At 53.6% G+C, this 21,676-nt stretch carries 20 protein-coding genes; 16 read left to right on the forward strand and 4 right to left on the reverse strand.

Annotation, left to right across the window (positions count from 1 at the left end; translation table 11 throughout):
- Positions 1-69: 69 nt before the first annotated feature.
- On the reverse strand, positions 70-1,779 hold the full coding sequence (ureC, locus tag VB712_RS02900; RefSeq protein ID WP_323251946.1) for an urease subunit alpha: 1,710 nt from the start codon (positions 1,777-1,779) through the stop codon (positions 70-72).
- 305 nt (positions 1,780-2,084) lie between these two features.
- Between ureC and VB712_RS02905 the strand changes: the two genes are divergently transcribed.
- The 14 genes from VB712_RS02905 (at position 2,085) to folE (ending at position 17,318) form a co-directional block, all read left to right on the forward strand.
- Complete coding sequence (locus VB712_RS02905; RefSeq protein ID WP_323251948.1) at positions 2,085-2,570, forward strand: hypothetical protein; 486 nt, start codon at positions 2,085-2,087, stop codon at positions 2,568-2,570.
- 186 nt (positions 2,571-2,756) lie between these two features.
- Positions 2,757-5,021 carry a GAF domain-containing protein gene (locus tag VB712_RS02910; protein ID WP_323251950.1) on the forward strand — a complete coding sequence of 755 codons (2,265 nt, stop codon included), beginning with the start codon at positions 2,757-2,759 and terminating at the stop codon, positions 5,019-5,021.
- 188 nt (positions 5,022-5,209) lie between these two features.
- Positions 5,210-5,983, forward strand: coding sequence for an HpsJ family protein (locus VB712_RS02915; protein WP_323251952.1), 774 nt, complete (start codon positions 5,210-5,212; stop codon positions 5,981-5,983).
- Positions 5,984-6,054: 71 nt separating this feature from the next.
- Complete coding sequence (locus VB712_RS02920) at positions 6,055-6,894, forward strand: glycosyltransferase family 2 protein (protein ID WP_323251954.1); 840 nt, start codon at positions 6,055-6,057, stop codon at positions 6,892-6,894.
- 254 nt (positions 6,895-7,148) lie between these two features.
- Positions 7,149-7,865 carry a DUF502 domain-containing protein gene (locus VB712_RS02925; RefSeq protein WP_416236235.1) on the forward strand — a complete coding sequence of 239 codons (717 nt, stop codon included), beginning with the start codon at positions 7,149-7,151 and terminating at the stop codon, positions 7,863-7,865.
- 55 nt (positions 7,866-7,920) lie between these two features.
- Positions 7,921-8,568: a transcription antitermination factor NusB gene (gene nusB, locus VB712_RS02930; protein WP_323251958.1), complete on the forward strand. Its 648-nt coding sequence runs from the start codon at positions 7,921-7,923 to the stop codon at positions 8,566-8,568.
- Positions 8,569-8,627: 59 nt separating this feature from the next.
- Positions 8,628-10,139, forward strand: a complete 1,512-nt coding sequence (ftsY, locus tag VB712_RS02935) for a signal recognition particle-docking protein FtsY (protein ID WP_323251960.1) — start codon at positions 8,628-8,630, stop codon at positions 10,137-10,139.
- A 246-nt stretch (positions 10,140-10,385) separates the two neighbouring features.
- A complete protein-coding gene (locus tag VB712_RS02940; protein ID WP_323251962.1) occupies positions 10,386-11,777 on the forward strand; it encodes a PP2C family protein-serine/threonine phosphatase in 1,392 nt (463 codons plus the stop codon).
- A 43-nt stretch (positions 11,778-11,820) separates the two neighbouring features.
- Complete coding sequence (locus tag VB712_RS02945; protein WP_323251964.1) at positions 11,821-12,012, forward strand: hypothetical protein; 192 nt, start codon at positions 11,821-11,823, stop codon at positions 12,010-12,012.
- A 371-nt stretch (positions 12,013-12,383) separates the two neighbouring features.
- Entirely contained in the window at positions 12,384-13,079 is a 696-nt protein-coding gene (locus VB712_RS02950) for an aldehyde oxygenase (deformylating) (RefSeq protein WP_323251966.1), read from the forward strand.
- 365 nt (positions 13,080-13,444) lie between these two features.
- Positions 13,445-14,467: a long-chain acyl-[acyl-carrier-protein] reductase gene (locus VB712_RS02955; protein ID WP_323251968.1), complete on the forward strand. Its 1,023-nt coding sequence runs from the start codon at positions 13,445-13,447 to the stop codon at positions 14,465-14,467.
- An 81-nt stretch (positions 14,468-14,548) separates the two neighbouring features.
- Positions 14,549-15,532, forward strand: a complete 984-nt coding sequence (accA, locus tag VB712_RS02960; RefSeq protein ID WP_323251970.1) for an acetyl-CoA carboxylase carboxyl transferase subunit alpha — start codon at positions 14,549-14,551, stop codon at positions 15,530-15,532.
- 305 nt (positions 15,533-15,837) lie between these two features.
- Complete coding sequence (locus tag VB712_RS02965; protein WP_323251972.1) at positions 15,838-16,566, forward strand: SDR family oxidoreductase; 729 nt, start codon at positions 15,838-15,840, stop codon at positions 16,564-16,566.
- A 65-nt stretch (positions 16,567-16,631) separates the two neighbouring features.
- Positions 16,632-17,318, forward strand: coding sequence for a GTP cyclohydrolase I FolE (gene folE / locus VB712_RS02970; protein WP_416236232.1), 687 nt, complete (start codon positions 16,632-16,634; stop codon positions 17,316-17,318).
- A gap of 291 nt (positions 17,319-17,609) precedes the next feature.
- Here folE and psb34 read toward each other — a convergent pair whose 3' ends face one another.
- Positions 17,610-17,777, reverse strand: coding sequence for a photosystem II assembly protein Psb34 (gene psb34 / locus VB712_RS02975; RefSeq protein WP_323251974.1), 168 nt, complete (start codon positions 17,775-17,777; stop codon positions 17,610-17,612).
- Positions 17,778-17,885: 108 nt separating this feature from the next.
- Positions 17,886-18,554 carry a phosphoribosylanthranilate isomerase gene (locus VB712_RS02980; RefSeq protein WP_323251976.1) on the reverse strand — a complete coding sequence of 223 codons (669 nt, stop codon included), beginning with the start codon at positions 18,552-18,554 and terminating at the stop codon, positions 17,886-17,888.
- A gap of 133 nt (positions 18,555-18,687) precedes the next feature.
- Between VB712_RS02980 and psaK the strand changes: the two genes are divergently transcribed.
- Both psaK and VB712_RS02990 read left to right on the forward strand, forming a co-directional pair.
- Complete coding sequence (gene psaK, locus VB712_RS02985) at positions 18,688-18,948, forward strand: photosystem I reaction center subunit PsaK (RefSeq protein ID WP_323251978.1); 261 nt, start codon at positions 18,688-18,690, stop codon at positions 18,946-18,948.
- 335 nt (positions 18,949-19,283) lie between these two features.
- Positions 19,284-19,742, forward strand: a complete 459-nt coding sequence (locus VB712_RS02990; RefSeq protein WP_323251980.1) for an FHA domain-containing protein — start codon at positions 19,284-19,286, stop codon at positions 19,740-19,742.
- 203 nt (positions 19,743-19,945) lie between these two features.
- Here VB712_RS02990 and VB712_RS02995 read toward each other — a convergent pair whose 3' ends face one another.
- Positions 19,946-21,631, reverse strand: coding sequence for a ShlB/FhaC/HecB family hemolysin secretion/activation protein (locus VB712_RS02995; protein WP_323251982.1), 1,686 nt, complete (start codon positions 21,629-21,631; stop codon positions 19,946-19,948).
- Between the last annotated feature and the right edge of the window lie 45 nt (positions 21,632-21,676).

A 21,676-nucleotide genomic window follows, 5' to 3' on the forward strand; every position in this document is an offset into this window, starting at 1 on the left:
TTACGCCAACGCCCCTACGGGTTTCCTGTTGCTGGTTGAAGATCATCCCCCTAGGGGGATGATTTTTTTCTAAAAGAGGAAATACCGCTGGGCCATGGGCAGGACGGTGGCGGGTTCGCAGGTGAGCAATTCCCCATCGGCCCGGACTTCGTAGGTTTCGGGATCAACTTCGATGTGGGGTTGGTAGGTGTTGAGTTTCATGCTGGCCTTGGTGATCGTGCGGGTATTGCGTACCCCATAGACCCCCTTTTGGAGGCCGATTTGAGCGGGGATGCCAGCGGCGATCGCCTCATGGGAAAGGAACGTTAAGCAGGTGGGGGCCATGGCCCGGCCAAAACTGCCAAACATGGGGCGCATATGGACGGGTTCAGGGGTGGGGATGCTGGCGTTGGGGTCGCCCATTTGGGCATAGGCGATGAAACCCCCTTTGAGGATTAACTGGGGTTTTACCCCAAAAAACGCCGGTTTCCAGAGGCAGAGATCCGCCAATTTCCCCACCTCCACCGAACCCACTTCATCGCTAATGCCGTGGGTGATGGCGGGGTTGATCGTGTATTTGGCGATGTAGCGTTTGGCCCGTTGGTTGTCATTGCGATCGCAATCTTCCTTTAAGGCCCCAAACTGGGTTTTCATTTTATGGGCCGTCTGCCAGGTGCGGAGAATCACCTCCCCCACCCGGCCCATGGCTTGGGAATCGGAGGAGATCATGCTAAATGCGCCCTTGTCATGCAAAATATCCTCGGCGGCGATGGTTTCCCGACGAATCCGCGATTCTGCGAAGGCCACATCTTCAGGAATGCTGCGATCCAAATGGTGGCAGACCATCAACATATCGAGATGCTCCTCCAGCGTGTTCACCGTGTAGGGGCGGGTGGGGTTGGTGGAGGAGGGCAGGACGTTGGTTTCGCCACAAACCTTGATGATGTCCGGGGCGTGGCCGCCGCCGGCCCCTTCGGTGTGGTAGGTGTGGATCGTGCGGCCTTTGAAGGCGGCGATCGTATCTTCCACAAAACCGGCTTCGTTGAGGGTGTCGGTGTGGATCGCCACTTGAATATCGTACTGTTCCGCTACGCTTAGGCAGGTATCAATGGCTGCTGGGGTCGTACCCCAATCTTCATGCAATTTCAACCCAATCACCCCCGCTTCCGCCTGTTCGATTAAACCTTGGGGTTGGCTGCTGTTGCCTTTGCCCATAAAACCAAAATTGAGGGGATAGGCTTCGATCGCCTGCAACATCCGCGCTAGATTCCAGGCTCCGGGCGTGCAGGTGGTGGCATTGGTTCCCGTGGCGGGGCCGGTGCCGCCGCCGATCATCGTCGTGATCCCGGAGGCGATCGCCGTTTCGATCTGTTGGGGGCAAATGAAATGAATATGGGCATCAATGCCGCCAGCGGTGAGGATGTGGCCTTCGGCGGCGATCGCCTCGGTGCTGGGGCCGATAATAATATCAATATTGTCTTGAATATAGGGGTTGCCCGCCTTACCAATGGCGACGATCCGCCCGTCTTTAATCCCCACATCGGCTTTCACAATCCCCCACCAATCGAGGATCAACGCATTGGTAATCACCAGATCCACCGCCCCATCAGCGCGGGAAATGGGGGATTGACCCATGCCATCGCGGATCACCTTGCCCCCGCCAAACTTCACCTCATCCCCATAGGTGGTGTAATCCCGCTCCACTTCAATGATCAGGTCAGTATCCGCAAGACGGAGGCGATCGCCCGTGGTGGGGCCAAAGGTTTCAGCATAGGCGCGGCGATCCATGCGGTAGCTCATGGGGGATTCTCCTTTGTAGCAAGCGAGGCAAGTTTAGCAAATAGTGCTAGGAGCCAATGTAGCAGAGAAGGCGATCGCCGCCCTTGATCTCCATTGCTAACCCCTAAAATCCCCCCCGTAGCCAACCCCCAGACTGTCCCAACCTCTCAAAAGCTGCGTCCAAATTTGCCTACAATTAAAGGATAAGAATTCAGCCCCTTGGCCCTACACACCAACGGAATTGACCCTGTAGGATTTCCTGAAGACTGTAACCCTTGTTACTGGGGCGATCGCCGCTCCATCCTGATCAAACAGAGGTGGCCACCATGGCACAACGCCGCGTTTATCTCGCAATTCTGACCCTCTTAGCCAGCTTGGTGACTTTCCCCACCAGCGCCCAAACCTCCAACTTTGGCCAAATGGAATTGGCCAGCGGTTTTGATCGCGCTGCTGCCACTGCGATGGGAACGACGGGCGGATCCATTCGTTTAGGGGATTTAGCCCAGCAACTCAGCCGGGGGCGCGTCCCCGCCGCCTGCCAAATGGCTAACCTTCACACCAGCCAAACCCCGGATCATTTGTTAATTCTCCATCCGGATATTGAAACCCTGCGGCTCGTGGTCAACAATGGCGGTAAAACGGCGGTGCTGATGGTGCAAGGCCCCGATGGCCAGATCCACTGTAGTTTCCCTGGAGAACGCTTCAATGAAGATGCAGTGCTTCAAGAGGTGGATTGGACAGCAGGAAATTATCAACTGTGGGTGGCGGCGGAAAAAGCCGGACAGCAATATCGCCTCTCAGCGCGGGAATAGGGTCCTGCGCGGGTGAGCATCCCAACCCATCAAGATTTTGGGGCCGGCAGGATTGGCAAAGCCCTCTACAATTAAGGAAGGACGATCACGACTGTTCGTGATAGCCGCTTGCACTGGGGCAAAGTTGCTAGGGGTTGTCCTGGGCATCCTGTCCTCATCTTGTTCCTTCGTTTGCTTTGCGATCGCATGAGTACCGATTCCTTTTCCACCTTGTCTCAATTTGGGTCAGATAGCGCGGATATCGACCTAACTGAACAGTTGATGTCCCAATCCCAGAACTATAAAAAGTTACTGGGGTTGGTGTTGGAGTGGACTGGACGGGAACCGCTGCTGACGCAAATCCTCTTCAAAATGATGTTGGATACCGATCGCCCCCCCATTGCTGGAGAAGAGGCGGCTTGGGTGGATGAATTAATGCGATCGCGCATCCTCAAAGCCTGGGAAAGTGAACCCCAACTCAAGCCCCTGCAAATGTTGCGCGATCGCCTCACCAGCCAACGGGACAAACGCAACAGCCTCAACCTCCTGCGTTATTACCAAAAAGTCCTCAACGAAGAAGAAGTATTTGCTGACAATAGTGCCGAACAGAAGGAACTGCGGCTCTTGGGGTTAATTGCTAAACATCGCGGCCGGGTGAAAGTCCACAACCGGATTTATGAGGAAATTTTTAACCCCAGTTGGGCGCAAAAAGAAATCAAAAAGCTGGAATCCACCCTCGGCCCCGATGACGAAGAATTTCTACGGGCCTTTGAACAGCTTGAGCGCACCCTCCTCACCTCCCAAAGCAATATCATCGCCCAAATTGAAAACGGTCAAGATAAAGTCAACGCCAACCAACTGATCCATGAAGTGCTGCGGGAAGTGACGGGGAAAATTGGCGAATTGGTGGGGGCGGATCGCACCAGTATTTTTTTACTCAATGATGAACAGACAGAACTGTGGTCGTTAGTGGCAGAAGATGCCACGGGGCAACTCCTGGATATTCGGGTTCGGGTTGGGGAGGGCATTGCTGGCTCTGTAGCCCAACGGAAACAGGTGGTACATATCCCTGATAACGTCTACGATGACCCGCGATCGCGCCTTGTTCAGGAATCCGATCGCAAATACAACTACTACACCCGCAATATCCTCGCCTTCCCCATTCTCAACGATGACGGCGAGCTAGTTGCCGTTGTCCAATTGCTCAATAAGGTGGCCAAATCGGGGGATGATGCCGGGTTTAGCCATCGAGATTTGGAGCAGTTGGCCAAATGCGTGCTGCCGATTCGCCGTATTTTAGAAAGTTGTCAATCCTGCTATGAGGCGATTAAACGGGCCCAAGCCTCCGCTGCTTTGGCTAAGGCAACGCGATCGCTCGATCAAGTCAACCTCGACACCTCAATGATCCTGCAACGGGTCATGGATGCCGCCAAAGAACTCCTGAATGCCGATCGCTCCACTCTCTGGCTCTACGATGATCACCATGGCGATCTGTGGACGCGCCTCCCTGGGGAAGGGGTGATCCGCTGCCCCGTAGGGGTGGGATTTGCGGGCCAGGTGGCAAAAACCCGCCAACCGATGGTGATCGCCTATGACCTCTACGATGATCCCAACGCTGAAAACGCCAAGCGCACCGATGCCCAAACCCATTACCGCACCTGTAGCCTGCTCTGTATGCCGATCCTCAGTCCTGATGGCCAGTTTTTGGGGGTGAGTCAGTTGGTGAATAAGCGTAAAACCGGCTACGAAGGCCAGGAATATCAAAAAGCCCAATATCCTGCTGTACCGCCCTTTTTTAAGGCCAGCTTTGACCGCAACGATCGCCAATCGATGCAGGTGTTTAATGAGCGGGTGGGGGCGATTCTGCAATTCGCTAAGACCCATGAGACGCTGAAAGCTTCGAGCCATTTAGGGGGAGAGCCGGAGGAAGTCCTTGCCCAAGCCCTGAAAATGCTGGGGCAGGTGGTGGAGCCGGAGGGGACGGCGGGCCAGCGGGATGCCCTCTATGGCGTGTTGCGGGGCATTTGTTTGTCTCTGCGGCGGAAGTTGCCGACGGAACATTGTCATATTTTTCTGATTGATCCCGAACGGCAGGAACTTTGGACATTGGTGATTGATCCCAAACAGCAATGTTCCCGTGAACTGCGGATGTCTGCCCGTCAGGGGATTACGCCGAAGGTGTTGAGTACTGCGGATGCGAAGCGCAGTAATAAGGCGGGGCAGATTAGTGATAATCTTGTCCGGATTGGGCTGCGGCGATCGCAACTGGAAACCCTGCGTAATATCCTCCTGTTCCCCCTCATTGACCCCCATGCGGGGCCGGTGGCCATTGTCCGCCTCCTCAATCGCAATCGCATTGATGGCTTCAGTAGTGCTGATGTGGAGGTGTTACAGGCGATCGCCCCCGCCCTCCTCCCGGTGTGCCAAACCATCCAAACCATTTACCAACCCCCCGGCCTCTCCGCTGCCTAAGCTAAATGTCAAAAAATGTGAACTGATGGCAGGCAATCTAGGGCTTGAACTAACAGGAAGCCCACTATCCTTTAAAATAGGCGATTGGAGCCTGCTTATCTGGGCGATCAGGATCTGCCCTGTTTTGATTTGTACATTGGCTTTAGACTTCAGCAAATCCTCTGTTTGGAACCCGCAATAAACCCGTAATGAGTAATCCAGCATTTTCGCAGTTTTCGGCCTTGGCTCTCAAAGTAGTGGGGGTCATTTTGATTTTGTCCTCTTTACTGGACTACGTTATCCTGCTGATCCCCTTCAACCCCATGAACCCGGATTGGCAAATTTCCTTTACCAACCAAATTGTCGATCGTGGGATTATCCCCATGGTCGGGATCTCATTTCTGGTGGTGGGTTATTGGTTAGAGAGCGCCATCAGCAATCTTCCAAGCGGTAAAATTTCTTTTACGGACTTGCGCTTTTGGTCTTTTCTCTTAGCCGCTATTCTGGGTTTAGTCTTTTTGCTGTTAGTGCCGGTTCACCTCAGTAACCTCGGTCGCGCCAGTACCCAAGCCATGCAACAAATTGAGCAAAGTGCTACTCAAGCAGAGGAGCAAATTGCCGGCCAATTGGAACAGGTGACAGAACTGTTGGGAGATAATAATCGCATTCAGGAATTGGATGCGGCGATCGCCAGTGGTCAAGTCCAAGGCGAACAACTGCAACAACTCCAAACGATTCGGCAGCAGATCGAAGAACTCAAAGGCAACCCAGAAGCGATCGAAGAACAGGCCAACCAAGCCCGCACCCAACTCCAGGAACAGCGCAAAGAAGCGGAAAATCAAGCCAAGCTCACCGCCTTTAAATCCGGCTTTCGGATTGGCATTAGTAGCTTCTTGCTCTCCATTGGCTATCTGGTCATTGGTGGCATGGGCTTCCGAAGTTTAGCCGGCGGTGGTGGCGGCGGTGGCGTTGGCCGCCGTTAAACCATTAACTGGCTCACGTCTAACCGCAATGGGGTGCGATCGCACCCCATCGCTTTACGAATTAAACGGTTATGTTTTCGGTTTATATTCTCACCTACAATGAAGCGGTCGAAATTGGCCCCTGTTTAGAATCGATCCTGCCTTGGTGTGATGACGTGATTGTGGTGGACTCCTTTAGTACCGATGCCACAGTGGCCATAGCCCAGGGCTACAACGTCAAAGTTGTTCAGCACGCCTTTGCCAGCCATGGGCAACAACGGACTTGGATGCTCCAGGAAGTGGCAACCGTTTACCCTTGGGTGTATATCCTCGAAGCTGATGAACGGATGACCCCAGAACTTTACGCCGAATGCTGTGGTGCGGTGCGGCAGGAAGAATACATTGGCTACTATGTGGCGGAGCGGGTGCTGTTTATGAATCGCTGGATTCGCCACTGCACCCAATATCCCCGCTATCAGATGCGCCTCTTGCGCAAAGATCGGGTCTGGTTCACCGACTACGGCCATACGGAGCGCGAAGTTTGTGATGGCCCCACCGGCTTTCTCCAGGAAACCTATCCCCACTACACCAGCGGCAAAGGCTTCAGCCGCTGGTTTGAAAAGCACAATCGCTACTCCACCGATGAAGCCAGGGAAACCTTGCACCAATTGGAAACTGGCCAAGTCCATTGGCGGGATCTGTTCCTCGGCTCATCTGAGGTAGTGCGGCGGCGGGCGTTGAAGGATTTGTCCCTGCGGTTGCCGGGGCGGCCCTTTTTACGGTTTTTGTATATGTATTTCATTTTGGGGGGAATTTGGGATGGCCAGGCAGGTTTGACCTGGTGCATCCTCCAGGCGTTTTATGAATATATGATTTTGCTCAAGGTGTGGGAATTGCGCCAGGCAAAGCAGGCAACGGATTCAGGGGGATAGGGGCGATCGCCATCAACCACAGCAGGGAGGCGGCCAAAACGGAGGAAGCGGCAAACTTTGGTATAAAATACCACTACATCCCGTCGTCATCCCCCTTGTAATCAGCGGTTTTGGCGAAATATAAGGTGAGCGCCCTCGAGACGAACCTGAAAAACCTTTACATTTCTTCAAAAGACCCTGTATTTTCTTTACAATTAAATTCATAAAACTAATTCTCATCCCAAGCAGTCGTGAGCAAGGAGAACCCACCCTCGGTGTTGCAGCGTTTAAAGCAGGACTTCAAGAATGACCTAATCGCCGGTCTATTGGTGATTATCCCCCTCGCCACGACGATTTGGCTCATTTTCACCATTTCCCGTTGGGTCATTGCCCTGCTTACGGAGATCCCGAAACAGGTCAATCCGTTCCAAGGTCTTGACCCCTTTGTGAGTAACCTCCTCAACCTCCTGGTGGGTTTGGCGGTTCCCTTGGGGTCTATTTTGCTGATTGGGTTAATGGCCCGGAATATTGTCGGGCAATGGTTACTGAATTTGGGGGAAAGTATCCTCCAATCCATTCCCCTTGCCGGTTCGGTGTATAACACCCTCAAGCAAATCCTCGAAACCCTCTTGCAGGATTCCAAAAGCAAGTTTCGCCGCGTGGTGATGGTGGAATATCCCCGGCGGGGGGTGTGGAGTATTGGCTTTGTAACGGGAACCTTGAGTCCTTCCTTGCAAGTCCATCTCGCTCAACCAATGTTGAGTGTGTTTATCCCCACTACCCCTAACCCCACCTCTGGCTGGTATGCAATCATCCCGGAGTCTGAGGCGATCACCCTCTCTATTTCCATTGAAGATGCCTTTAAGGTGCTAATATCTGGCGGCATTGTTAGCCCTCGCTCCCTTGGGGAAGTGCCGCCGGTTAAAACTGCCGAATCCGCCTATTCCGCTGTTCCTGTGGAATCTGCCCTTAACCCTGAGGGTAGCCATTAACGGGTTGCTCTTCCTTTAACCCCCTCACCTTTCTTACGGAATTCTTTTTAAACCTATGCCAGCCCGTCAACAACCCCGCCGCACCGCCCGTGAATTGACCCTTTTGGGGTTGAGCCAGGCCAGCGGTAATGATGAAAAACTTGCCCAGCAGGATCTCAATGCGTTGATCTTGGCGGCGGTGCGGACGTTGACCAGTGAGGTGCGCGATGCGTTGGAAACAGCGGGTTTGGAGGTGAAAAGGGGGAGCGATCGCCTCAATAAAAGCGAAATCCATGCCCCCGATGTCCACAGTGGCCGGGTGATGGTGCGGGAAGCGATTACCCTCACGGAGCAGGCGATCAACAGGTTAGGGGCGGCGTTAGATCTACCGGAGATGATCACACTGGCGAATCAAAAGGATGTGCGAGACTATGCCTTTGAACTGATTGGCACGATTAAACGACGGAAAGCCGATATTAGCGCGGAACTGGAGCGATCGCTCGTGGACTGGTCTTTAAGTCGTCTCCCCCAGTTGGATCGCAATATCCTCATGATTGCGGTGGCCGAAATCCGCTATCACCAGATTCCCAACCAAGTGGCCATCAATGAAGCGGTGGAATTGGCCAAACGTTATTCTGATGAAGAAGCGGCCCGCTTTATCAATGGAGTCTTACGGCGGTTTACGAATCAAAAACCGCTGGTGGTGGCTGAACCAGAGGTTTAGCCCCCTGCCCCAAACATCGAAAACCTTGAGAATTCTGCCCCCTACGCTCCAAAAACGCTGTGTTTAATTGGTTCAACCGCAAAAAAAAAGCTGAGAACGAGCAAACTCCCCCCCCCGCGACCCCGCCGGTTAAAGCTCCCATTGAGCCTGAGCCGCCTCCAGAGTCCACCGCTGATCTCGATTATCTCCAATGGGCAAAGGCGGCTTATCAAACCATCCAGCAAAAGCAGGAAACACCGCAACCTGTTGAGGAAGTGGCGGCTTCAGAGCCGGAAGTGGCGGCCCCCGCAACGCCGACAGCGGTTGATGTTGCTGAAACCCTTACAGAACAAGTCGTTGAGGTGGTGGACTCATCCCAACGGGATCAACCAGCCCCACCGGCAGCCGTTACTGAACCTGAAGCGGCGGCAGATCTGGCGGAAGCCTCTCCCATTGAGCCAGATCCGACGGAAGTCTCCACACCCGAACCCAGCCAACCGGCTTGGATGCGCAAATCTGACGGGTTGGAGCGACTGAAGGAAACGGCTTTGGTGGAGGAGGAGGAAGATCCGGAGCCAGTCTTGGCCTTTGATGAGGATTTCCTCTGGTCGGCGCGGATTTTAGCAGAGCAGGGCCGCAGTCCCGATGAAATTGATCTGGAAGAAATTAGTTGGTTGAAACGGTTGCGGGAGGGTTTGGGTAAAACCCGCCGCAGTTTGATCAATCAACTGAAGGCAATTGTGGGTCAGGGGCCGCTCAATGAGGCGGCGGTGATGGAGATTGAGGCCCTCTTGCTTCAGGCGGATGTGGGGGTTGCCGCTACAGACTACATTATTGAAACGCTGCAAGCCCGGTTAAGGGAGGAGGCTCTGCCCCCAGAGGAGGCGATCGCTTACCTGAAGGAAATCCTCTGCAAGATCCTCGATCACCCCCTCCCCGATCCCAGCAATGCCGCCCTTGTTCCCGCTGATGACCGGCTCAATATTTGGCTGATGACGGGGGTGAATGGCGCGGGGAAAACCACCACGATTGGTAAATTGGCCAATTTGGCCCAAAAATCCGGTTATCCCACGTTAATTGCTGCCGCCGATACGTTCCGGGCCGCTGCCGTTGAACAGGTGAAGGTGTGGGGGGAACGCACCAATACCCCTGTAATTGCCAATCCGGGCCAGAATACCGACCCGGCTGCGGTGGTTTATGATGCGATCGCCGCCGCCCAAGCCCGCAATATTCAACTCCTCCTCGTCGATACCGCTGGCCGCCTCCAAAACAAGAAAAACCTGATGGAGGAACTGGCGAAAATTCGCCGCATTATCGACAAAAAAGCCCCCAACGCCGTCGTTGAGTCCCTCCTTGTCCTCGATTCCACCCTCGGACAAAATGGTCTCCGCCAAGCCGAAGTGTTTTCCACCGCAGCCCAACTCAGTGGCGTTGTCCTCACCAAACTCGACGGCACAGCGAAGGGGGGCGTTGCCCTCGCCGTCGCCCAACAGTTAAACCTCCCGATCCGCTTTATTGGGGCCGGGGAAGGGATTGAAGATCTCCGGCCCTTTTCCAGTTATGAATTTGTCGAAGCCCTACTCAGTGATTGAAGAACCCCACCCACAAGGGCAAGGGAAAATTCCCCATCTCCCGCAAAGGACTTGGCCTGCCTTGAGGGAATTTCCCTGGGCGGGGTTAAGCATTGACAAAAGAATCAAACAATGCTATTGATTTTGAGACTACCTTGTCTGTGGCTGCCAACCTCACGCCAAAACCAGCCCGCTGGGTTGACCAAGCTCAAGTTCACAGTATTTTAACGCCCTACTCCCGCACTCCTTGCGAACGTAACCCCAGTAATGACGGCCGCACCGCTTCCCCATCCCTCCAATCCTGACCTGGCCTCCGCACGCGCTGAGGCCTCCGCCGTCGCTGGCCTTAAGGAGTTAGTCGCCCGTCTGCACCGTGAGCAAAACCGGATTCAAAATTTGCTCAGTTCCTTAGGGTTTGCCCTGCGGAGTTTTAATAATCTCAATCAATTTTTAGAAATTGTTCCTTTGATGGCGGCAAGGGTGACGGATGCCGATGGGGGGGCATTGGTGTTATTGCGCCCCGATGGTCAGCCCCGGTTAGAGCAACTCCATTGCCAGGAGGGCCATGCCTGTAAAGATATTCGCCGCGCCCTGGAAACTGCGACTCGGGAAATGGGCCAAGGGGCCGCTGGGACTCCGGAAGGGGGCTTTCAACCGGGGGGGTTGGATCAGCATCTCCAGGATTATCTGGGGGAAACGGTGCAACTGTTTGGCACGCCGATTTTAATTAAAAACCAGGAACGGGGACGACTGTATATTTTCAGTGATGCCCCGGATTATGCCTGGACGGGGACGCGGCGGAAGTTGGTGCAGTTGGTGGCGGATCAAACGGCGGTGGCGATCGCCAATCAGGAAATGACCAATGCCCTGCGCCAAAAGGAGCGCCTCGACCGGGAGCTAGAAATTGCCTCGGAAATTCAAGACCACCTGCTGCCCCGTCACTGCCCAACGATCTGGGGCGTGAATCTGGCCGCCAGTTGTCAAACTGCCAACCGCGTTGGCGGCGATTATTACGACTTTATCCCCACCACCTACGCCCAATTTAGTCGGGAAAATACCGTTCTCCCCGCCTGCCCTTGGGGGATTGTGATTGGCGATGTCATGGGCAAAGGGGTTCCGGCGGGGTTAATTATGACAATGACTAGGGGAATGCTGCGGGCGGAGGTGCTGAACCGCCATAGCCCGGCGCACATTGTCCAACACCTCAATCAGGTCATGTACGCGGATTTGGAAAATTCCCACCGCTTTCTGACGTTGTTTTATTCGGAATACAACCCGAAAACGCAAATCCTCTCCTATACCAATGCGGCCCACCATCCCCCCTTACTCTGGCAGGCAGCAACGCGATCGCTCCTCAAGCTCGATACTTGGGGGATGCTGATCGGCCTCGATATTGATTCAGCCTATGAAGATGCCGAAATCCAACTGGCCTCGGGGGATACAGTGGTCTATTTCACCGACGGTTTTACCGATGCCATGAACCAATCGGGCGATCGCTTTGATGAAGAGCGGTTTAACCATGCCTTTGAATGGGCCTGTCAACAGGGCTATCATTCCCAATCCATCCTCGATCATCTCTTTCAAGAAGTGGCCACCTTTGTGGGCCCAGGGGAAACCCATGGCGATGACATGACCCTAGTCGTGTTACAGGTGGACTAGCGCTACAATGGCTCTCAACGTGGTTATTGTTGGGAGATTTGCGATGCCGGATGTAATCCTTTTGGGGCCATGGCCCGCAATTGATGCCCCTGGGCTTTTAGCTCAGGCGGTGAGTGATCCTGACATCCTCGGCCAGATCCAAGCAGGATTTCAGAATTTTATGCAATCGGGGCAGGTGTGGGCCATGGTGATTGGCATTGTGATCGGCTATGGGATCCGGAGTCTGACGAGTTAGGGGGTGAATGGGTTTTTGTGGGGATCACCCTTGGAAAATGTCAAGAATCCCTCACAATGATGATCGGCATGGGGGCGATCGCTCCCCTTAATCCCCACCACCAACCCCAGATCCCATCCCTAATCCTGGTGAGGAGTCGTAAAAATGATAAGTAATCCCTGTTTAACAGACCGTTTAGATAAGTTATTTCCACTTAAGCAACATTTTAGTTGTTAAACTGGAATCGTTACCCTATATGTAATAACAGAGAACTTTCTGAGCTGGGGTACTGTTCCCTCTAGCTACGGTCTTTGCAGTCGCCATCACCCCCCTCATCTGACCAAGCGTTAGGATGGGGTATCAATATCCAATCACAAGGAGACAACCCACTGATGCAGGAACTCGCCGTCCGTCCTGAACTAGACTTTACGAGTAAAGCCTACAAAGACGCTTACAGCCGGATTAACGCCATTGTCATCGAGGGCGAAGAGGAAGCCTACAACAACTACATCGCCATGGGGGAAATGCTCCCGGATCACCAAGAAGAGTTGATCAAGCTGGCAAAAATGGAAAATCGCCACATGAAAGGGTTTCAGTCCTGTGGCAAAAACCTGGATGTCACCCCCGATATGGAGTTTGCACAGAACTATTTTGCGCAACTCCATGGCAACTTTAAAACCGCCTACGAACAGGGCAACATTGTCACCTGCTTCTTAATTCAATCTTTGATTATTGAAGCCTTTGCGATCGCCGCCTACAACATCTACATCCCGGTCGCCGATCCCTTTGCCCGCAAAATCACCGAAGGTGTTGTTAAAGACGAGTACAAACATCTCAACTTTGGGGAAGTTTGGCTCAACGCCCATTTTGAAGAAGCCAAGGCTGAACTAGAAGCGGCCAACAAAGCCAACCTGCCCATCGTTTGGAAAATGCTCAATCAAGTCGAGCAGGATGCCGCCATCCTCGGCATGGAAAAAGAAGCCCTCGTTGAAGACTTCATGATCAGCTACGGCGAAGCCCTCGCCAACATTGGTTTTACCACTCGCGACATCATGAAAATGTCTGCCTACGGTTTAACCGCCGCCTAGATCTGGGTCTGCAATGCTCATGAGCCTGCCTGATGGGTAGGCTCATTGTTTTGGGGATGCAATCCTGAACCCTTCCCCGAATTCTGCGGAGCGGCAGCCATCTCCTTGTAGGGATGAGCGGCCAGAGTCGGCTATAATGTCAAAAATCTTAACGACAAGCGACACCGTGCGAGGCGAGATTGTCTAGACAGTCCTGGTCAAGGGCTTCAGCGCTCTACTGAGTGAAAACTGAGTGAAATAGGTCGTACCGCGCCCATTACTCCCATCGCTTGATCTCCAAAGTCCTGGCATCTTTCCGCTAGGAAATATCCAAATCACATTTATCGCTCGTTATCTGCAAACGAGCCTTTTCTTCATAACTGCCCATGTTTGGTCTTATCGGTCACTTGACGAATCTCGAACACGCTCAAGGCAAAGCCCATGAACTTGGTTACACCGAGTATGGCAACCAAGGGCTGGATTTTTGGTGCTCTGCGCCGCCGCAAATCATTGATCATGTCAAAATTACCAGCCTCACAGGCCAGGTGATTGAGGGGAAATACATTGAATCTTGCTTTTTGCCGGAAATGCTAGCCCAGCGGCGGATTAAATCAGCGATTCGGAAAGTGCTCAATGCCATGGCCACCGCCCAAAAAGAGGGATTGAACATTACCGCACTGGGGGGATTTTCCTCGGTTATTTTTGAAAATTATAATCTCAGTCAAAATAAACAAGTTCGTAATGTCGAACTGGACTTTACCCGGTTTACCACCGGCAACACCCACACGGCTTACATTATTTGTCGGCAATTGGAAATCTGTGGCCCACAGTTGGGGATTGATTTAGCTCAGGCAACGGTGGCAGTTTGTGGGGCGACGGGGGATATTGGCAGCGCTGTCTGCCGCTGGCTGGATCGCAAAACCAATGTGCAGGATTTGCTCTTGATTGCTCGTAACCGTGATCGGCTCAATGAGCTACAAAGTGAATTGGGGCGGGGCAAGATCATGGATTTGGAGGAAGCGCTCCCCTTAGCAGATATTGTGGTGTGGGTGGCGAGTATGCCCCGTGGCGTAGATATCAATGGCATTCCTTTGAAAAAGCCCTGTTTGTTGATTGATGGTGGCTATCCTAAAAACTTAGATCGGATGGTGGCTCAGGAAGGGGTGCATTTCTTAAAGGGCGGCTTAGTGGAGCATGAAATTGAAATGGATTTCCGCTTTATGAGTTGGGCGGATATGTCGGTGGCTGGTCAGCCGCTGTTTGCTTGTTTTGCGGAGGCGATGCTCTTGGAGTTTGAGCAGTGGCATACGAATTTTTCCTGGGGACGTAACCACATTACGCTGGAAAAAATGGAGCAGATTGGCGCTGCTTCCCTGAAACATGGGTTCCGGCCTTTATTGCTCCAATAAACACTGCGTTTTGTTGAGTTGACAGGGGGCGATCGCGCCCCTTGTCGCGCCTATCCCTCATTCAATTCCCCATCCCCTGCCATGAGTGCTACCAAAAATCGTCCCTTTCTCTTAACCTTTGAAAAACCCCTCTGTGAGTTAGAGTCGCGCATTGAGCAAATTCGCGAACTGGCGCAGGAAAATAACGTCGATGTTTCTGACAAAATTCGGGAGTTGGAGGCGAAAGCAGAACAATTGCGCCAGGAAATTTTTAGTAGTCTTACCCCGGCCCAGCGGCTGCAATTGGCTCGCCATCCCCGCCGCCCTTCGACGTTGGACTATATCCAAGCGATGTGTGATGAATGGGTAGAACTCCATGGCGATCGCGGTGGCAGTGATGATCCCGCTCTAGTGGGGGGCGTTGCTCGTCTCGGGGGTGTGCCGGTGGTGATGTTGGGGCATCAAAAGGGACGGGATACGAAGGATAATGTGCTGCGCAATTTTGGCATGGCTTCACCGGGGGGTTATCGCAAAGCCCTGCGTTTAATGGAGCACGCCAACCGCTTTGGAATGCCAATTTTAACGTTCATTGATACCCCCGGCGCTTGGGCTGGTTTGGAGGCGGAACAGTTGGGCCAGGGGGAGGCGATCGCCTATAACCTCCGAGAAATGTTTAGCTTTGATGTACCCATCCTCTGTACAGTGATTGGTGAAGGCGGTTCCGGGGGAGCCTTGGGCATTGGCGTGGGCGATCGCATCCTCATGTTTGAGCACGCCGTCTACACCGTTGCCACCCCCGAAGCCTGCGCCGCCATCCTCTGGAAAGATGCAGCCAAAGCCCCCCAAGCCGCCGCCGCCCTCAAAATCACCGCCCTCGACCTGAAAAACCTCGGCATTTTAGACGAAATTATCCCCGAACCCGCCAGCGGGGCCCACGCTGACCCCCTGACAGCGGCCCAAACCCTCAAAACCAGCCTGCTCCATAACCTAGAAATTCTCCTCGCCATGACCCCAGGAGAGCGTCAAGCCGCCCGCTATCAAAAATTTCGTCACATGGGCCAATTTCAAGAACAGCTAGAAGCCTAAGTACCCCTGGCCATGGGTAAGCTTCAGTAACCTTCCCCCGGTTATGATCTAGAGTGGTATACTGAGGGGGTAGGGAAATTAACATTTTTTTACATTCCTCTCATAACTGGCGAGAACAGCAGCCTTTGTGGCTTTCTCCAGGGCCAAGAACACCAGTTTTTGATCCTGCTTAACCTGCATTGCTCTCAGTGATGCCTCCCCATCAGGACAGTTTTCGGCGCTCTCTTGATTAAGGAAAGCCATCACCGATTTCGGATGCTGCGAGTTCACCCTTTCAACTTAATCAGCACTTAATTTCAGATTGCATGAGTGATTCTTCCCCCCCTAAACGGGCGATTATCACTGGCGCAAGCAGTGGTATCGGCCGAGCGACGGCCCTTGCCTTTGCTCAGGCTGGTATCGATATTGCCTTAGTCAGTCGTTCGGAAACCAAGTTAAAAGCCGTTGTGGATGCGGTCGCACAAACCGGCGTAGAGGCCAAAGCCTACGGCGTTGATCTGGCTCAAGTCGATCAGGTAAAGGCGCAATTAGCCGCGATCGCCGCTGACTTTTACCCCATTGATATTCTCGTCAATAATGCGGGCATGGGCTACACCGGCCAACTGGCAGATACCCCCCTCGCTGATTGGCAGCAGGTGATGGATCTGAACCTCACCAGTGCCTTTCAATGCATTCTAGGGGTCTTGCCTCAAATGCGCGATCGTCGTACCGGCACCATTCTCAATGTGGCCTCGGTGGCGGGTAAAACCCCTTTCCCCGGTTGGGGAGCCTATAGCGTCAGCAAAGCGGGCTTAATTGCCCTCTCGAAAACCCTCGCAGCGGAGGAAAGAAGCAACGGAATTCGCGTTGTGGCCTTCTCTCCCGGCGCAGTCAATACTCCCATTTGGGATACCGAGACCGTCCAAGCCGATTTTAACCGAGCAGCCATGCTCACCCCGGAAATTGTCGCTCAATCCATTCTCCACACGGTGCTTTTACCAGAGCAGGCCGTGGTTGAAGATATCACGCTGATGCCCAGTGGCGGCTCCCTCTAGTAGCCGCGCCTTGTCCTGATCACAGCCGTGTTTTTGTTCCTTACCCTCTTTGGATTTAGTCTGTTATGACCATTACTTCCTCCTCTAACGGTTCCTCTCCCTCATCCACCGTTATTCCTCGCCCCGATCGCAATACCCACGGCGGCCAGCCCGTGCAACCCCAACCCCCCACTACAGAATCTGCAAAAGAGATGATGATGGATGCAGTGCGTCATATTTTGGAAGGCGTGGGGGAAGATCCAGAGCGGGAAGGGCTACTCAAAACCCCGAAACGGGTGGCGGAGGCAATGCAATTTTTAACGCAAGGGTATTCCCAATCTTTAGAAAAGTTGGTGAATGGAGCCATCTTTGATGAAGGCCATAATGAAATGGTTTTAGTGCGGGATATTGATGTGTTTAGCCTTTGTGAACATCATATGTTGCCCTTTATGGGTCGCATTCATGTGGCCTATATCCCCAATCAAAAGGTAGTGGGTCTGAGTAAATTAGCCCGCATTGTCGAAATGTACGCCCGTCGCCTTCAGGTACAAGAACGGCTCACTCGCCAAGTAGCGGAAGCCGTGCAGGAAATTCTCGATCCCCAAGGGGTGGCGGTGGTGATGGAAGCGAGCCATATGTGTATGGTGATGCGGGGTGTGCAAAAGCCCGGTTCTTGGACTGTCACCAGTGCGATGTTGGGGGTTTTCCAAGATGAACAAAAAACCCGTGAGGAGTTCCTCAGTTTGATCCGCCATCAACCCAGTTTCCGTTAAAGCCGACATTCCGCCGGCTGCTCAATCCATGGTGCGTCAGCCGTGATACTGCTCTTTCGCGCCCTAGGTGATCAATCTGACGCACCCGACACCCTACAAAATGTGAGTTAAAGGGAAATTCCCCTGATTCTCAGCCAAGGGGAGAGGGTTGGCTTCCTTTGGCTGCCTCGAAATTGAAAAATCAACTTAAGCCCTGGGATTAACACCCCAGGGCTTAAGTTAATGCAGATTTTTCTGTGGTTGGTAATCAAGGAGGGCAAGGGAAACAGCCCCGCGATCCCTGTTGGTGAGTTAGCTCACACCGATGGCAATTAACAGGAGGGTGGATACGAGCAGGAGGGCCACGGCCCCCTGTTGGAGATAGCGGAATTGTTGGCTAGAGGAGGGATAGTCGGAGAAATAGAGGGCGGGTTCGGTGGCGTAGTTGTTGAGTTGACCGTCGGGGTTGATGGTTTGCATGATTTTGTGAACTCCTGGTTGCTTATCTGTAAACCAATATAACGGAATATAACAAAGTGTTGCGGTGACTTGACAAGCGCATCATGGTGACAATTATCACCGCCACTTTCATGAAAAATCGCGATCAGGGCTATGGGACAGGCCCGAGGATTGCTGATGGATGGTGCGGATCAATTGTTCGACAGCAGCAAGGTTTTTATCACCGGGCGATCGCTCTACCCCGCTGGATACATCCACCCCATCGGGGTTAATCATCCCTAAAGCCGTGGCGATATTGTCGGGGTTTAAGCCTCCCGCGAGGAACCAGGGTAGGGGCGGGGTAAAGGTTTGGAGATCCTGCCAGTTGAGGGTGTGGCCCGTTCCGCCCTCAAGGTGGGGATGGTAGGCATCGAGTAAGAGGGCATCGACGACGGAATAGTAGGGGGGGATCAAGGTGAGGGTGGCGGGCGATCGCACCCGGAAGGCTTTCCAGAGGGTGACTTGAGGGCATTGCTCCCGCAGGGTTTGGCAAAATTCCGGGGATTCTTGGCCGTGGAGTTGTACGCCGGTAAGTTGGCCTGTGGTGATTGTGGCGGCAATCGTCCCTAAGGGTGCATCGACAAAGACCCCGATTCGCTCAATCCCTGGGGGAATCCTTTGGGTAATCGTGGCAATTTGGGCCGGGGTGACATAGCGGGGGGATTGGGGAGCGCAGATCAAACCTAGGGCCGTTGCCCCCAGGCGGGCGATCGCCTCCCCTTGTTCCGGCTGAGTAATCCCGCAAATTTTAATCCGCATCGTGATTTTAAAGATTTATGATCTAAAGCTTGTCATTTTATTGCTGATTCTGCCCTTTTCCCCATGTAATTTCCCAGAAGCATCTATAATTGCCAACGCTTGACTGTTTAGACTTTCGCAAAGGAAATTTACCATGCCCTTTTTATTGGCCGTCGGTGGGATCACCGTTTCTTGGAATTTGAACGTGGCGATCGTCATGATCCTATCGAACCTGTTTGCGATCATCATTGGTCGCTTCGCGATTAAAAATCCTGGCCAAGGCCCTGCCCTGCCCACGAGTCAACCTGGACTGTGGAAAAGCTTTGGTTTGCCAGAACTCTTGGCCACCGCCAGTTTTGGCCATATTTTAGGCGCAGGCATGATTTTAGGCCTCTCCAACGCTGGCGTAATCTAACAACCTTGCCGGACTGGAGGGTGGCGATCAAGTTTCACCAGGTTCCCAAACCCCGAAGGAGGGAAGTTAGCCCCTCACGATTCACTGCCGCTGCCAACATCCATCGTGAGCGGTGATTTACCCTAAGCCATTCTCCAGAGCAAGCTTGATCTGCTGAAATAGGGTTTAATTGTCTAGATGCATAGGGACTCTCGCGGGTAATTTGGCGATTTCTGCCAAAGCCCCTAAGATGTAACGTGATTCGCGATCGCCCTGGGCAGTTTAGAATCAGAAAGAAGATTTCAAAAATCAAGGGCCGGAGTAAACTAAAACCCAGTGATCCATGCCCTTGCTCAATGAACTCCCATACTTCCAGCGCGTTCAAAGATAGCCCCCATACAACGGTGAACCTTTCCACAACCGTCATTATTTTGACCCTACTCCATCCCCTTCAGGCGGTACCCGTCCAGAATTGGACGTTTGAACCGGATACCGTCATTCGGATTGGGCGTTCTACAGATAATGAAGTGATTCTGTACAGTGCCGTTGTTTCTCGCCACCATGTGGAAATTCGCCCCAGCAATGAAGCGGGTTGGGAGGTCGTTAACCTCGGTGCTAACGGCACTTATATCGACGGCAAGCGGATTACGAAAATTCCGGTGTTTGATGGGATGATCATCCGTCTGGCCAGTTCTGGCCCCCAGATTCAGATCCGCATTGAGGAGGGTGAGTTAGACGAACAGGGACGGCGACGGGCGAAACGGCCCTTGCCGCCGTTGGGTGAAGACAAATCAAAAGATACGCTCATTACCTGATCTCGCTCTCGTTCCTTGGCTCTGCCCAGGAATGTAATCTCTGCCTCCACCGGGCGGCAGAGCCGCCTAGGTGCGTGCCACGGCGGAGCCATGGCACGAGGGGACAGCCATGGCATGAGGGGGAAGGGCGAAAAATTTTTGTGCCTCCGGCAGGCTTACGCCAACGCCCCTACATTTGGTTTGGGTTGTTGCGGGAATGGGGTTTAAAACTGGGGTTCGACCATGATCGAGAACATGAGGCCCCGTTGATGGCGATCGCTGTCCCCCGTCAGGGGTAAACCCCAATCGAGGCGAAAGAGGAGATTGCCGCCGGGTTGCCACGCTAGACCGATCCCAGTACTGCTCAAAAATTCCCCAGCACCGCCCGTATCCCAACTACTGCCCAGATCAAAAAATGGGGTGAGTTGTAGCGTACCCCAACGGTCATCCCGCAACACCGTAAACCGCGCTTCTAGGGAACCATACCAACCGTTATCCCCCACCTGGCTATTGGTGCGATAACCCCGCACCGTATCCACGCCCCCCACCGCAAACTGCTCTAGGGGAAGGAGGCGATCGCCCGTCAATTGCCCCCCTAGGCGGGCAATGGCGAGAAAATCCCGATCAAAGGCCTCCACCCATTGCAATTGCCCCGTCCAGCGGGTAGACCGGCCATCAATCCCGAAATCATTGTGGGTGGCATTGAACCAATCCAGACCGATGTTGAACTGAGAACGGGCAGCAAGGACGCGACGGGGCGATCGCTGCACCCATTCCTGAAATAAACCCAAGGTTGTCACCCGTGACACCCCCCGCGCTGGCCCCAAGGAAAAGGAAAAGGGGACATCTTCCAGGAGAAATGTGCGACTTTCCCGCAGGGCCAAACTCGCCCCTAGGGTGAACTCCGTCGTCAGATTTTGCACCAAGGGCTGCCGCAGTTCTAATAACCCCGTTTTCGACCGGGCGACAATCCCCAAACTACTAAAGGGGTCTTCAATCACCCGGCTCTGACTCTGGTCGTAATGGAGTCTAATCGTACCATTGCGGGCATTAATGGGCAGTGTATAATCCACCGCCCAGGTATCCAAACCCGCCGTTGTGCCATAGCTGCCGCTGAGGGTATCGCCCCAGCCAAGGAGGTTCAGATGGGTGGCGGTAATCGCTCCCCTAGTGGCTCCAATACTGGGGGCATCGTAGTTATTGCCCTGGAGTTGCAGGGTGAGGGGGTCGGCTTCGGTGAGGCGGAGGGTGAGGCGGCTCAGTCCGGGGGCTGTCCCGGCGGAAAGTTCCGTTTGAATGGCGCTAAAGCGGGGATCCCGTTGGAGTTGTTGAAGGGCGGCTTCGAGATCCGGGAGGTGGACGGGGGTTTGGGCGGCACGGGTGAGGCGATCGCGCACATAGCCCGGTCGTAGCCGGTTTAACCCTTCAATCTCAATGGCTTCAATGGCCCCTTCCACCACCTGAATTTTAATTCTGCCCCCCTGTAAATCCTGAGCCGGGAGGAAGGCCCCAGATGTGACGTAACCGTTACGGGTGTAGAGTTCGGTGATGGCGGTACGGAGGGCAAGGAGGTCGGCAAAGCTGGCGGTTTTGCCCAACCAGGGGGCGATCGCCTCCTGTAATTCTGGTTCAGAAAATACCGTACTTCCCAAAACTTCAATGCTTTGAATCTGCACCGTCACCCCATTGCCCGGCAATTGATCCGGGGTTGAGGGAGTGGTGGGTGCGGGGAGGAGATCGGGGGTTTGGAATTGGCTGGGTAAGGCGGGCAACCCGTCCAAGGGGAGGGGATTTTTTAACGCGGGCGGGAGTTTATCAACGCTGGGGAGAGCAGCGACGGGGAGAGCGGTCAGAGCGGGCAGACAGACCCCCCAAAGCATGGTTAATACTGTTGTTTTGTTCAGGTTCATCCCGTTTAATGGAGGGGAAGGTTTATTAAAGGCGTTCATTGAGCC

The organism is Spirulina sp. CCNP1310, from assembly GCF_034932185.1.
In the GTDB taxonomy this organism is placed as follows: domain Bacteria; phylum Cyanobacteriota; class Cyanobacteriia; order Cyanobacteriales; family Spirulinaceae; genus Spirulina.

Bases quoted from the DNA above. Each gene is read 5' to 3' on its own strand.
- VB712_RS02955 (WP_323251968.1), top strand. From the start codon at position 13,445: ATGTTTGGTCTTATCGGTCACTTGACGAATCTCGAACACGCTCAAGGC.
- psaK (WP_323251978.1), top strand. From the start codon at position 18,688: ATGCCCTTTTTATTGGCCGTCGGTGGGATCACCGTTTCTTGGAATTTG.
- accA (WP_323251970.1), top strand. From the start codon at position 14,549: ATGAGTGCTACCAAAAATCGTCCCTTTCTCTTAACCTTTGAAAAACCC.
- VB712_RS02965 (WP_323251972.1), top strand. From the start codon at position 15,838: ATGAGTGATTCTTCCCCCCCTAAACGGGCGATTATCACTGGCGCAAGC.
- VB712_RS02945 (WP_323251964.1), top strand. From the start codon at position 11,821: ATGCCGGATGTAATCCTTTTGGGGCCATGGCCCGCAATTGATGCCCCT.
- VB712_RS02950 (WP_323251966.1), top strand. From the start codon at position 12,384: ATGCAGGAACTCGCCGTCCGTCCTGAACTAGACTTTACGAGTAAAGCC.
- VB712_RS02990 (WP_323251980.1), top strand. From the start codon at position 19,284: ATGAACTCCCATACTTCCAGCGCGTTCAAAGATAGCCCCCATACAACG.
- VB712_RS02995 (WP_323251982.1), bottom strand. From the start codon at position 21,631: ATGAACCTGAACAAAACAACAGTATTAACCATGCTTTGGGGGGTCTGT.
- ureC (WP_323251946.1), bottom strand. From the start codon at position 1,779: ATGAGCTACCGCATGGATCGCCGCGCCTATGCTGAAACCTTTGGCCCC.
- nusB (WP_323251958.1), top strand. From the start codon at position 7,921: ATGCCAGCCCGTCAACAACCCCGCCGCACCGCCCGTGAATTGACCCTT.
- VB712_RS02910 (WP_323251950.1), top strand. From the start codon at position 2,757: ATGAGTACCGATTCCTTTTCCACCTTGTCTCAATTTGGGTCAGATAGC.
- folE (WP_416236232.1), top strand. From the start codon at position 16,632: ATGACCATTACTTCCTCCTCTAACGGTTCCTCTCCCTCATCCACCGTT.
- VB712_RS02940 (WP_323251962.1), top strand. From the start codon at position 10,386: ATGACGGCCGCACCGCTTCCCCATCCCTCCAATCCTGACCTGGCCTCC.
- psb34 (WP_323251974.1), bottom strand. From the start codon at position 17,777: ATGCAAACCATCAACCCCGACGGTCAACTCAACAACTACGCCACCGAA.
- VB712_RS02915 (WP_323251952.1), top strand. From the start codon at position 5,210: ATGAGTAATCCAGCATTTTCGCAGTTTTCGGCCTTGGCTCTCAAAGTA.
- VB712_RS02980 (WP_323251976.1), bottom strand. From the start codon at position 18,554: ATGCGGATTAAAATTTGCGGGATTACTCAGCCGGAACAAGGGGAGGCG.
- VB712_RS02920 (WP_323251954.1), top strand. From the start codon at position 6,055: ATGTTTTCGGTTTATATTCTCACCTACAATGAAGCGGTCGAAATTGGC.
- VB712_RS02905 (WP_323251948.1), top strand. From the start codon at position 2,085: ATGGCACAACGCCGCGTTTATCTCGCAATTCTGACCCTCTTAGCCAGC.